The organism is Lentibacillus persicus (assembly GCF_900112705.1).
GTDB classification, from domain to species: domain Bacteria; phylum Bacillota; class Bacilli; order Bacillales; family Amphibacillaceae; genus Lentibacillus; species Lentibacillus persicus.
In genome coordinates, this window is the sequence record NZ_FOMR01000005.1 from 35,988 (window position 1) to 48,369 (window position 12,382).

8 protein-coding genes are annotated in these 12,382 nt (G+C 48.8%); 4 read left to right on the top strand and 4 right to left on the bottom strand.

Annotation, left to right across the window (positions count from 1 at the left end):
- Window positions 1-62: 62 nt before the first annotated feature.
- The gene (locus BMZ22_RS07895; RefSeq protein ID WP_090084053.1) at window positions 63-1,043 is read right to left on the bottom strand and encodes an SEC-C domain-containing protein; all 981 of its coding nucleotides are present in this window, start codon (window positions 1,041-1,043) and stop codon (window positions 63-65) included.
- A 297-nt stretch (window positions 1,044-1,340) separates the two neighbouring features.
- Here BMZ22_RS07895 and BMZ22_RS07900 point away from each other — a divergent pair, with 297 nt between their 5' ends.
- Both BMZ22_RS07900 and BMZ22_RS07905 read left to right on the top strand, forming a co-directional pair.
- On the top strand, window positions 1,341-3,449 hold the full coding sequence (locus BMZ22_RS07900; protein WP_177183383.1) for a S8 family serine peptidase: 2,109 nt from the start codon (window positions 1,341-1,343) through the stop codon (window positions 3,447-3,449).
- Window positions 3,450-3,860: 411 nt separating this feature from the next.
- Window positions 3,861-6,047, top strand: coding sequence for a 5'-nucleotidase C-terminal domain-containing protein (locus BMZ22_RS07905; RefSeq protein WP_090084059.1), 2,187 nt, complete (start codon window positions 3,861-3,863; stop codon window positions 6,045-6,047).
- A gap of 218 nt (window positions 6,048-6,265) precedes the next feature.
- On the opposite strand, the gene BMZ22_RS07910 is transcribed toward BMZ22_RS07905, so the two are convergent.
- The 3 genes from BMZ22_RS07910 to secA2 all read right to left on the bottom strand — a co-directional run bounded on the left by BMZ22_RS07910 (window position 6,266) and on the right by secA2 (window position 10,504).
- Complete coding sequence (locus tag BMZ22_RS07910) at window positions 6,266-7,027, bottom strand: transposase (protein WP_090084061.1); 762 nt, start codon at window positions 7,025-7,027, stop codon at window positions 6,266-6,268.
- Between the two features lie 178 nt (window positions 7,028-7,205).
- On the bottom strand, window positions 7,206-8,102 hold the full coding sequence (locus BMZ22_RS07915) for an accessory Sec system S-layer assembly protein (protein ID WP_090084064.1): 897 nt from the start codon (window positions 8,100-8,102) through the stop codon (window positions 7,206-7,208).
- A gap of 26 nt (window positions 8,103-8,128) precedes the next feature.
- Window positions 8,129-10,504: an accessory Sec system translocase SecA2 gene (gene secA2 / locus BMZ22_RS07920; protein WP_090084067.1), complete on the bottom strand. Its 2,376-nt coding sequence runs from the start codon at window positions 10,502-10,504 to the stop codon at window positions 8,129-8,131.
- A 176-nt stretch (window positions 10,505-10,680) separates the two neighbouring features.
- Here secA2 and BMZ22_RS07925 point away from each other — a divergent pair, with 176 nt between their 5' ends.
- Window positions 10,681-11,901: an O-antigen ligase family protein gene (locus BMZ22_RS07925; protein ID WP_177183384.1), complete on the top strand. Its 1,221-nt coding sequence runs from the start codon at window positions 10,681-10,683 to the stop codon at window positions 11,899-11,901.
- A gap of 339 nt (window positions 11,902-12,240) precedes the next feature.
- Complete coding sequence (locus BMZ22_RS16760; protein ID WP_143069968.1) at window positions 12,241-12,381, top strand: glycosyltransferase family 4 protein; 141 nt, start codon at window positions 12,241-12,243, stop codon at window positions 12,379-12,381.
- Window position 12,382: the final 1 nt, after the last annotated feature.

Consider the following 12,382-nt stretch of genomic DNA (forward strand, 5'->3'; position numbering starts at 1 on the left):
TGGTGGATTGTTGTTATTCCAAACGCTTTTGGTGGGACAGTGATCCCGTCCCCGCGTCCCGCTCAGCGGGTGAGTTTGCGGTAGTTGGTGGAGATGCTGCCGGCTGAGCAGTTGTATTCGTTAGCGAGTTGACCTTGAGTAACGTTTTTATTATTCAGCAGATCTTTATGTACGAGATATTCTAGTGCTGCAGCGTAAGGGGCAGTGTTCCGGAATGATGGACTCGCCTTCTTACAGTAGTCCTGCCAAATTGTGACGGCTTTAAACAGAACATCGTCGCTAACATTTTTATCAATGACATGGTCAGCGAATAGCTGGGCAACGTCTTCATGAAGCGGATCATCCCATTTGCTGTCTTCTTTTCCGAGAATCAGTGCATCAGCAAAGAAATCCGGGAAGTTGTCGCGCAGTCCGCCATCTTTTTCTTTATATTTTTCAAGTAGCTTTTCAACTTTTTGAGTGTCATGGCGGTACAGTTTGATAATCGTGTAAAAGAAGCCGTATTGATCAGCATATGGCACAAGTGTCCCAACAACCAGACTTCCTTCGATAAAGGCTTCACCTTCCTGATAGGGAATGACATACGTATCCTCGTAGAAGTCCTGAATTGTTAGCTGACTGCTGTTTTCGTCAACTTTTTTCACTTTATAAACTGACGGGAGACTTTCGCCCCATCTTGCAAATAAATCTCTGGCTTGTTTGCTCATTTTCTTGTGATGCTTTTTGAAAAAGTCACCAAAAACTGTGTCGCCGTGTGGGAGCATCGCAACATGAAAAAGGATCCAGAGTGTCAGACCGGTATGGTAAATATCAGCTGTGTCGGCGTCTTCATTAATAGATGATTTATCATAGCGTGTTTTTATGTTATCAAGATTGGTTGCGTAGGTCGACATGACCAATGAAATAAACTTCCTATGCAGTTGATAGAGTTCATTGTTGATCATCTGGATGCTTGAGTTCGGAGGGTTGGCTGCTCCATGGCAGTGTTTGTACTTTTTCCCGCTCCCGCAAGGACAAAGTTCATTTCGCTTAATCTTGCTCATATTATTGGGCACCTCTCGTTTGTTTAATGACAATTTTATTATGACGGAAAAGGTGTACAAATTCAAGCATATCCTTACACGAAAGCCCTCTCAGCAATAATTGGGTATTTAGTCCCGGGTGGGACAGGGGGACGTGATCGGCGTCCCGCTCCACTTTATCGGGGGGGGACAGCGATCCCGTCCCTTCGTCCCGCTCTACCGTACCGTGGGACAGTGATCCCGTCCCCCTGTCCCTGAGGTGGGTGTTGGTGTATAATAGTAATAGAGTTAAAGTTTGCTAGAGTGAGGATGTGTTTGATGAGGTGGAGAGGTTATTACATATTATTTATTTTAAGTGTTGTGCTGTTTGGGATGGCGATGTCGACGGGGTCTGTTCTGGCTGAGGATAGCTCGCGGATTCAGTCTGAGTACCGCAAAGCTAAAGCATCTGCTGAATTGGCAGAGTCGGAAAACGCGCAGGACGGCGCAGCGGTTCATGACCGGCGCATTATAATTAAAGTGAAAAAGGATGCAACTTTTAAACCAATGAACCTCGGCTTGAAAAAAGTTGAGCAGCGCGCCCAAACCCAATACATAACGGTCCGTGTACCGGAAAACGCTGATTATCACAAAAAGCTGACCATTGTTAGGGAACATCCTGCTGTTGAAATGGCAGAGCCCGATTACCAGCGCGAGCTTTCTTACATACCTGATGCGCCTGGTTACGGGGAGCAATGGTATTTGGATAGAATCCGAATGCCTGAAGCATGGGAGTTGGAACGAGGCTCAGACGAGATAACGGTAGCTGTACTCGATAGCGGCGTTGACCGCGACCACCCTGATTTAGAGGGCCGCGTTTTGCCCGGCTATGACGTGGTGAATGACAAGCCTGATCCGACTGATAATCTCGGACACGGGACAAGGGTAGCCGGTATCATTGCAGCAAACCCTGATTCGCCAGGCATCACAGGGATGGATTTCAACGTAAATATTTTGCCGATCAAAGTGGTAAATGCCGATGGTGAAATAGCGTCTCAGGATGTTCAGAAAGGAATTTATTATGCTATTGAACACGGCGCAGATATTATTAATATGAGTCTCGGCGCAAATCAGTACAGCGAGCTTGAAGAAGAAGCGATTGCCGCTGCAGAGGAAGCCGGCATCACATTAGTTGCGGCCGCGGGTAATGATGGACTGAATCGGCCGTTTTACCCGGCTTCCTACCCCGGCGTCATCAGTGTTTCAGCTACTGATAAAAATGACGAGCGACCGTGGTTTTCCAATTACGGCCGCTACGTTGATATTGCAGCGCCCGGCTTATCAATTTATAGTACGGCGCTTAACGGCGAACATACCATAGACGACGGCACATCGTTTTCCGCGCCAATGATTAGCGGCATGTCGGCACTGTTAAAAGCGGCGCATCCGGACGCCGAGCGCGATCAAATCGAATGGATGATGGAAAAATCAGCCGATCAAGTCAGCGGAAAAAGGTGGACAGAGTCGCTCGGTTACGGGCGGCTGAACGCTTATTCAGCGCTTCAAACCGATATGCCTGAATGGTCGAACGATGTTTCCGATGAAAAAGATGGCGCAACAAACGTGCAGCTGGATGAGCCGATGGAAGCAACATTAGCATCCCCTATGGATACGGACTGGTTTCAGGTCGATGTCGATTTTGAGGGGTTGCTTCATGTGTCTATTCCGGACGATTCAAGCATGCTTGATTTAGTGTCAGCGACGGAAGGGCCCGATGGCGAGCGGCAATTTTTTGATAATGCTGGTAAAGGCAGCGGGGAAGATTTTGTTCTCCCTGTTGAAAAAGGAACCTATCATATTGCGGTGTTTGATGCTTATGATCACTGGTCCGAAAAAGGGTACCAGATTGAGGTTTCGAAAACTTATTTTGAAGATGCGGGCATGTACAGGGAACAAATCGATGCCCTCGTTGAAGACGGCGTCATCCGCGGCTTTCCCGATGGCGAGTTTAAACCGGAGCGAAATATTACACGGTTGCAGGCGGTGAAAATGCTGTTGAAAGATATGGAAGTTGATTGGCACGAATATGATGCCGCCGATCCGGGATTTTCAGACATGCATCCGAAAATGGACGGGTTTCATGCGGTCGCAGCAGCAGCGGATATTGGTTTTATTAAGGGAAAAAATGATAACACCTTTGATCCTAACGGCCAGTTGACCCGCGGCCAAATGGCAGCCATCCTGGTCAAAGCGTATAGGCTGGAAGGAGGCAGCAGCCTGGAATTTGCCGATGTCCCGGATGACCACTGGGCACACGACGTGATTAGCACACTCGTCCATAACAACATCGCCAAAGGCTACCCGGACAACACCTACCGCCCAGCCGAAAAAATAACACGCCAACACTTCACCACCCTCCTGTACAACACGAGGGACAGGGGGACGTGATCACTGTCCCCCCCATGAGAGAGGGACAAGGGGACGGGAACTGTGTCCCCCGAGTCGAGTCGAATAACCCTCGGATTCTATCAACCGATTAATGATAGAACCCGAGGGTTTTCGTGTTTCGGCATGCCACTGGATCCCGCCCCCTGCCGAGACTTCGTTACTTTCGAGGGGGCGGGGAACGACGAGGGGACGCCGATCACGTCCCCCCGTCCCCCTTGTCCGTTACTCAAGGGTGCGGTATAATGTTCTTAAGTCTGTGTGAAAGGGGTTTCACAAGAAATCTTTACATTCTATTAATCTTTTATTAATAAAGGATTGGTAGAATGAGGGACAGAGGGACGTGATCACTGTCCCACGGGGGAAAGGGGGACGGCGATCCCGTCCCCTTGTCCCACTATAAGGAGGGGTTTTATGTCAACTAGTAAGGGTTTGAGGAAGTTAGCGGGGGGTTCTTTGGCTGCGGCAGCAGCGAGTTTGGCGTTTGTGCCGGTTGTTTCTGCGGCGGAGAATTACTCGGATGTTGAAGAGGGGGAGAGCCATTACGAGGCGATCATGGCGTTGACGGAAGCGGGCGTCGTTCGCGGCTATGAAGACAATACGTTTGGCCAATGGCAGTCCATTACGCGCCAGCAAGTTGCTGCGATTTTTTACAACGCGTTTGATATGGCCGAGCCTTCAGAAGACGAGCTAGCAGCTATTTTAGAAAAATATGACGACGTCGATGCGGATCACTATTACGCGAAGCAGATAGCAGCGGTTACTGAGGCAGGTATTTTTACCGGGTCCGACGGCTCGTTCAATCCGGGCAAAAATATTACGCGTGAACAGGTTGCCTCCGTTATTTTACTGGCTCAAAATCTGGCAAACTATCAGGTGATTGATGAAGAAACGATCAACCTTGATAATGTCGCAGAATCCCATAAAAAGCGCGTACAAATTCTTGCTGACCTGGGTGTGACGAACCAGACGGATGATTACAGACCTGCTGAAGACATTTCCAGAGGCGCGTTTGCGACGCTATTCCACAAGCTATCGGGCATTGCTAATGAGCTTGGGGAAAATTACGAGCTTGACCTCATGCACACGAGCGACACCCATGCGCATGTCGATAATGGGGCAAAACGTGTGACAGCGGTTAAAAATTTCCGTGAAGAAAACCCGAACGCACTTCTTCTCGATTCCGGCGACGTCTTTTCCGGCACGCTTTATTTTAACGAATTTAGCGGTCAGGCGGATTTGGCAATGATGAATCTGATGGAATATGATGCCATGACATTCGGCAACCACGAGTTCGATCTTGGCGGTCAGGACGGCAGTCACGAAGGTCTTGCCGAGTTTATTAAAGCAGCGGAATTTCCGATAGTCAGTTCGAACGTAGACGTTTCAGCCGATGAACATCTGAGCCCGCTGGATGTTGGTGGTGTGACGGCTGAACCTGAGGATGGTTCGATTTATGATGGTATTGTTAAAACGGTTGACGGCGAGCAGGTAGGTATTTTTGGCCTGACAACGGAAGAAACGGCAGATATTTCAAGTCCGCTCGATGTCACATTTGAGGATTATGTTGACAGCGCTGAAAAAATGGTTGATGAATTTGAAGCGCAGGGCATCGATAAAATCGTTGCACTAACACATATCGGCTATAATGATAACCCGGAAATAAATGACATTAACCTTGCAAAAGCGGTTGACGGCATTGACGTGATTCTCGGCGGGCACAGTCACACCGAACTGACAACGCCTGATACGATTACGGTTGACGCCAGCGGTGAAGAAAAAGCACCGACGCTTATCAATCATACATTCCAATACAGTAATTTTCTCGGGACAATGGATGTCAAATTTGATGAAAACGGACGGATTATCGGACATGCCTCTGAACTGGTAGACATAAACGAACAAGAAGCTGATCCTGAAGCTGCAGAGGTACTTAAGCCGTATAAAGATAAAATTGACGAAACGATGACTCGGGAAACCGGCGCTGAGGCGATGCATCCATTCCCGAATCCACGTGTGTCGGATGATTCGGATGTGAGCGTGCGCAACAGCGAAACGGCACTTGGTAATCTGATTACGGACGGCATGCTTGAAAAAGCGAAAGAATATAACGAAGACACGGTGATTGCGCTCCAAAACGGCGGCGGTATCCGGACGAATATTGATGAAGGCCCGATCACATATGGGGAAATCATGGAAGTTCTTCCGTTCGGTAATACACTCGCCACAATGGAAATCACCGGTGCCGAGCTTGAGCAGGCATTTGAGCACAGTGTTGCACAAGCGCCGCGTGAATTTGGCGGATTCCTGCACGTCTCGGGTATGAATCTCGAATATGACAGTTCCCAGCCGGCAGGCGAACGCGTCGTCAGCATGAAACTTGAAGACGGCACCGAAATTGAAGCAGACACGACGTACACTGTTGCCACCAACATGTTCACCGCAACTGGCGGCGACGGGTATGACGTCTTCAATAAAGTATACGAAGACGGCCGCGTACAAGACCTCGGCCTCTCCGACTGGGAAAACCTGAAAGAACACGTCGTAAACATGGGTGAAGTCGACACCCAAACAGAAGACCGCATCACCGACATTCAGTAAAGCGGGACGAGGGGACGGGATCACTGTCCCCCGGGAGAGCGGGACAGAGGGACGTGATCGCTGTCCCGCCCGTCCCTGCGTCCCACATAAATGTCAATGTAGATGCCCTCTGGTTCTATCAGTGAATGGTAGAATCAATCAGAGGGCATTTTTTTTGGTGAAATTGTTACACTTGGAGTTGCAATCAGGGGGACGCCGATCCCGTCCCCCTGTCCCTTCTAAAGCCTCCCAATCACGCTCCTTGAAATTCCGGTCAAGCGGGAAAGTTGTCTGACCGACACGCCCTCCATCTCCTTCAATTCAAGTAAAATGGCGTTTCGCTCTTTGATTTCCAGACGCTGCAATGCGCTTGTATTTGTGACACCTTTCAATTTTAAAAAGCTGCGGATTTCCTCGTCTTCCAACCGTACTTTATCCGAATACGTCAGGCATGTATCATCATTTTTTTCCTGCATATACGCGGTGAACAGCGGTATAGATTTCTTGCGATCGGGTGAGAAAAGGCGAAGACCCAAATCCACATCGACGAGATCATCGGATGAGGTGTAATAGGCGGCGATGCTTGTCCAGCGCGATGTCAAAACATCGTTGCTCAAGCCTGCTTTAAGAGGATTTTGATGAATGTAGCGAAGCACGGTTAAGAAGTAAGCCGAATCCAGAACGTTTTCGCTCCGGTAACGGCCCTGAAACAGCGGTCCGACACGGTCGTATTTGGCATTATACCAGTGGACGTAACTTGAACTGATGCGCTGGATAGCTTTGGCGAGCGGCTCCTTTTCTTCGCGAATCAGCAGGTGAATGTGATTATTCATTAAGCAGTAGGCGTAAAGCTTGAACTCGCTGACCGGTTTATAGCGTTTCAACGTTTCAAGCAGTTTGTATCTGTCACTGTCGTCTTCGAAAATTGCCTGCTTATTGACGCCGCGCATCATCACATGATAGACACCGCTCGGGCTTTTCAGACGCGGTCCTCTCGGCATTATGAACTCACCTCCTTTCAAACGTAGATTTGGTTTTATGAAATGAAAAAATGTTGGGAAAAATTACGGAAAAGCTGTTCGTGAAAATAGTTGACAAGGCGTGGCGGGGAAGGTTTGAAATGGGTGAGGGGGACGCCGATCCCGTCCCCCCGTCCCACACCCCCGAGGGGGACGCCGATCACGTCCCCTTGTCCCCCTGGATGGGGTAGGTGGTCCATTTGGTGAGGTTGATTTGGTTTTTGGTTAGCATGCTGGCGGGGAAGATGAATGTCCATGGTTTGCTTGTGTTGGCTTTGACGGTGAAGTCGTCCATTTTAAAGCTGCCGCGGGCAATCTCATCTCCGCTTGCGTCTTTTAGGCCGAGCGGGATTTGTTCGAGCTGGATGTTTTTCTCGGCGCCGTTTCGGACGAGTACCGTGACAGCCAAGTCACCATTTTCCTGTTTTTTTGCCTGAATGCCCATGAAATTCACTTCGCCCGGTTTCAATGCCGGTGCGTCTTTCACAATTTTTTCGAGTGAGGCGCGGGTTTGCTCGGCGATGCTTTTCTCCCACGATTTTTCCAAATCCAATTGATGCGATTTTTTCAGCTCAAATGCGAGCGACCAGTCATTTCCCAAATTATCGATATCGCCGAAAATATCGTCATGCAAAAATTTAAACGTCCACGGCCGCGCGCTATTGGCCGGGATCGACTCAAGCTTGCTGAGGTCGAACGTTCTTCGTGCGACCGGTTCACGGTTGCCATCCAGCAGCAATACGGCGGTCTCGCCAAATTTAATCGATTTCGTCACGGTGCTGCGGATGAGCCCGGTGACGTCCAGAGCTTTTTTCGTTTTCAACAGTTCCATCCCGTAAATCGATATTTGATTGGCCTGGAGATTTGGACTTTGCGTATTGTGAAACGCGTAAACGTAGCGTTCTTCCTCGGTTAATTTCCAGTTTTCCGGAATCGACAGCACTGTTTCGAGTGTCGTATCGTCAGCTGCTTCCAGGTCTTCGTTTTCCTGCAAAATGTCCTCCGCCTGCGCGGCTTTTTCTTCCGTTTTCTTTTTGCCTTTTGTAAAATTAAACATAGCGTTTCCCCCTTTATCGCGTGCCGTTATGCCTGTTTCCGCGCAACTTCCCGGGCAGCGATTTTCCGCTTAATAAACCGAATCGAGCGTGAAGCCATTTCGAACGTCAGCCTGCTGAACATCGATTCAAACAGGGCATAGCCTTCTTTTTCATACAGCTGGATCGGGTCTTCCTGCTGATACTGGCGCATGCCGATTCCTTCTTTCAGCTGATTCATCGTGTCGATGTGCGACTTCCACACGTCATCGACGACGGCAAGCGAAAGCCCTCTGATCGATTTCACGATTTCAGTATCGTTTTCAAAGGCGAAAAACGCGTCGGTATGCTTTTTCCGGTACGGTTCAACAAAATCCTTCACCTCGTCAACGGTCTCAAACGTTTTATCATCAAGCGTCATTTCAGCAAGCAAAATGCGGTTCAATTCATCCTCGAGCGGCTTTAAGTCCATCTCTTCCGGCGACGCATCCACGTTGAAAAAGGAATCGATAATCTGATGCGTCAAGTCACCCGTCTGCTTATGGAAAAATGCCAAAATATCATCGGTTTCCAAAATAGTATTGCGCAGCTCGTAAACGATCTCGCGCTGCTTGTTGAGTACGCCTTCCAGCTTGAGGTTGAACTCACGCATCTGGTAATGCATGCCTTCAGCGATCTGCTGCGCTGTCGTGACCAATTTATGGACGTTTGATGACGTCACAAGCCCGTCACTGTCAATTTTCAGTTTCGGCCGCGCGCGCTCCAGTTCATCCGGCGCATACCGGATAAACAAATAATCTTCCAGCGAAATGACAAATTGTGTGGAACCCGGGTCACCCTGTCGTCCGGAGCGCCCTTTCAGCTGGTTGTCAATCCGCTTCGCTTCGTTCCGCTCGGTGCCGAGCACATGCAACCCGCCGAGTTCGTCGGCTCCTTCGCCGAGAATGATATCGGTCCCGCGGCCGGCCATGTTTGTCGCAATCGTAATTTTGCCTTTTTGGCCTGCCATCGCGATCATCTGCGCTTCTTTCTCAACGCTTTTGGCGTTCAGCAATTGATAATCCAAGCCGGCTTCATCAAGAATTTCGGCCATTTCTTCGGATTTGAGAATCGATGTCGTGCCGATCAAAATCGGCTGGCCTTTTTTATGACGGCGGCGGATTTCGTCGCGTAAAAAGTCATTTTTCGCCTCTTTCGTCTCAAAAACCATGTCAGGAAAATCTTCGCGCTGGTTCGGTTTGTTCGTCGGAATTTGCACAACACCCATGCCATACACTTTGTTCAGTTCTTTTTCCTCGGATTTCGCCGTGCCGGTCATGCCTGAGAGCGTCGGATACATGCGGTAATAGTCCTGAATGGTGACCGAGGCAAACGTTTTATTTTCATCGGTATTCACAAGGCCTTCTTTCGCCTCGATCGCCTGATGCAACCCGTCACTCAGGCTGCGGCCTTCCATGATGCGTCCGGTGTTCATATCAACGAGCTTCACTTGACCCTCGTCCACGATATAATCGATGTCCCGGTCAAACAGCACGCGTGCCCTGAGTGCCTGCAGCAGCGAATGAAAAAGTGAGCTGTGTTCAAGGTCGAACAGGTTGTCCACGCCGAAAACTTTTTCACATTTGCTGATGCCTTTTTCGGTAAAATTGACAACTTTTAATTCAAGATCAAATGTAAAATCCTCATCAGCCCTCAGCATCTTAATCGCGCTGGCGCACACTTTATACAGCCGGTCGCTCGGCTGATCCTTTCCCGCGATAATAAGCGGAGTACGCGCTTCATCAATCAGGACGCTGTCAACTTCATCTACGATCGCGAAATGGTAGTCGCGCTGCACTTTCTGGTCGGGCGACTGCACCATATTATCACGCAAATAATCAAAGCCGAATTCATTGCCGACCCCGTATGTAATGTCAGACAAGTACGCTTCTTTTTTCTCAAAATTGCTCAAGCCGGGGATGTTGAGACCGACCGACAGCCCGAGAAATTCATGGATCTGGCCGATCAGCTCCTTGTCACGCTGGGCGAGGTAATCATTGACGGTGATGATATGTACACCTTTTTCCTCCAGCGCGAAAAGGTATGCGGGAAGGGAGGCGACGAGCGTTTTGCCTTCACCGGTGCGCATCTCGGCGATGTTGCCTTTCGTAAGGGCGAGGCCGCCGAGCAATTGCACATCAAAATGGCGCATGCCCAGTACCCGGCTTGAAACTTCGCGAACGGTTGCAAACGTCTCAACCGTCAAATCGTGAATCGATTCCCCGTTGGCGAGGCGCTCCTTAAACTCCGCCGTCTTCGCTTGCAATTCCGCATCCGTCAGCTGTTTATATGTATCTTCCAATCTATTAATCTTCTTAACCAAATTTAAATAAGGTCTTAACTCACGTATGTTCTTAGGCTTCCGCGCCAGCAAATCATTGCTCATACCACTGAAAACTCCTTAAAATAATCTCACACACTAGTATACCACGAAACACCATGTTAAGATAAGATATCAGAGGAAAAAAGAGGGACAGGGGGACGGGATCGCTGGCCCACCTCTCTCTAAATGCGCGGCGGGGGACGGTGATGACGTCCCTTAGTCCCCGAAGGAGTATGAAGATGGAAGATTTACATCAAAACGAGAAAGATAGTTTTAAACTTCCGGCGGCGTTCTTTTTTCTGCTGCTGCTCTTTAATATGTTTACGTTGACGGAGGAGCCGGTCAAGGAGCTGGCACTTCTGACGGTGGATGCGACTTATATGCTGGCGATTTTTGCGCTAGGATTTTTAGCCGCCGGCAGGATGCATTTTCCGCGGCAATTTAAACTGTTTTATCTCGGCATGCTGTCCTTAGCTGTCCTGTATGTGCTGATGTTTATCTTCAGCCCGGCGGCGCACGACCGGGAAATCCTGAGCACGATCTTGCTTGTGCTCAGCTTTTTGCTGGCGGTGGTTCAGATGCCGTGGAAAAACACCCAGCTCGATATATTCGCGTATATGAGTGCCGGGTTAATTCTTTTAATACTCGTTCACTGGTTAATTGACGGCTTGCAAATGGTTCAATTTCAGGGTCTGATCCGCAACCCAACCATTATGGGGTCCATGCTCGCTGCGCTAATGATTTTTCCGATTGCCCGGTTCAAAGCAGCCCATTTAAGCGGCAAAATCATGCTCGGTGCAGCGATTGGAAGCGGAGTTCTGCTGATTTACGCCAGTTCGACGCGTGCGGTGCTGCTATTGTTAATAATTATGGCAGGTTCCAGAGTCGTTCTGCATTTATCCAAAAATCTCTTTTCAAAATTATTTTATCTGGTCCTGGCATTCAATTTGATTTTCACATTGATTTACGGATCGCTCTCGCGCGTCAGTTTTCTTGAAAAGTTCAACGAATGGTCGCTCAACACGTTTAATAAAAGCCTGTTTTCCGGCCGGCAAAATATTTGGGATAAAGCAATTGCTCACGGGGCGGACAACCCGCTTTTCGGCCATGAGATTGGTATTTTGCCGAAAGATTTCATTGAGGGGACTCACTACGTCCATTCCCATAACCAGTACCTGCAAATTTTTCTGGAAAGCGGGCTCGTCGGCCTGGCGAGCTTTATCGTGCTGCTTTTCGGAATATGGACGGTGCTCATGAAGGGGCTGGACTTGCCAATTGCGCGCTGGGCGGCATGTTATTTTCTCGGACTGCTGTTTTATGAAACCGTTGATATGTCGCTGTTTCATTACCAGTTTTCCGTCGGCCTATTGCAATGGCTAATTATCGGCGCTGCGTTGAGCACGGTCATGTACACCACCTACCTCCGCAAAAACGACCAGGAAACACCCAAAAATTTGTAACTGAAAAATAATATGGTTAAACTACCATTTAATGTTATAATAATTGGGTGTACAAAGGGGACACAGGGACGGGATCATTGTCCCCCGATGAACGTGTGCGCCTCATCGCCGACATCTGGCCGGATTAGGCGGTGTCTGCAGGGATGTTAAAAAATGGCGGATTGTTATATAATGTGACAAAAGGCATCGGAAAATTGATCTACAAACGGTCAGCATATATTATGAGCGTGTCAGCATCTATGAAACAAATAAATTTATGATAAATCCAGTCACAAACATATCCATATATTGTATAATGGAGTTTCACCCGTAAGTATCGAGCAGGCAAATAACAGCAGCATGCTAAAAGTCGCATATGCCGGCAGTATCGGCATTGTGCAAAATTTGCAGGTATTGCTCGAAACCGCCCGGCGAGAATTTGTAATGATCGGCGACGCACCAAGTATGACGAAAACGCCCGTCAAAACCGCCGCTATGTGAT

What these genes read in the sequence shown, in the direction of transcription:
- BMZ22_RS07900 (WP_177183383.1), top strand. Translation starts at nt 1,341, where the DNA reads ATGAGGTGGAGAGGTTATTACATATTATTTATTTTAAGTGTTGTGCTG.
- BMZ22_RS07915 (WP_090084064.1), bottom strand. Translation starts at nt 8,102, where the DNA reads ATGTTTAATTTTACAAAAGGCAAAAAGAAAACGGAAGAAAAAGCCGCG.
- BMZ22_RS07895 (WP_090084053.1), bottom strand. Translation starts at nt 1,043, where the DNA reads ATGAGCAAGATTAAGCGAAATGAACTTTGTCCTTGCGGGAGCGGGAAA.
- BMZ22_RS07905 (WP_090084059.1), top strand. Translation starts at nt 3,861, where the DNA reads ATGTCAACTAGTAAGGGTTTGAGGAAGTTAGCGGGGGGTTCTTTGGCT.
- BMZ22_RS16760 (WP_143069968.1), top strand. Translation starts at nt 12,241, where the DNA reads ATGCTAAAAGTCGCATATGCCGGCAGTATCGGCATTGTGCAAAATTTG.
- secA2 (WP_090084067.1), bottom strand. Translation starts at nt 10,504, where the DNA reads ATGAGCAATGATTTGCTGGCGCGGAAGCCTAAGAACATACGTGAGTTA.
- BMZ22_RS07925 (WP_177183384.1), top strand. Translation starts at nt 10,681, where the DNA reads ATGGAAGATTTACATCAAAACGAGAAAGATAGTTTTAAACTTCCGGCG.
- BMZ22_RS07910 (WP_090084061.1), bottom strand. Translation starts at nt 7,027, where the DNA reads ATGCCGAGAGGACCGCGTCTGAAAAGCCCGAGCGGTGTCTATCATGTG.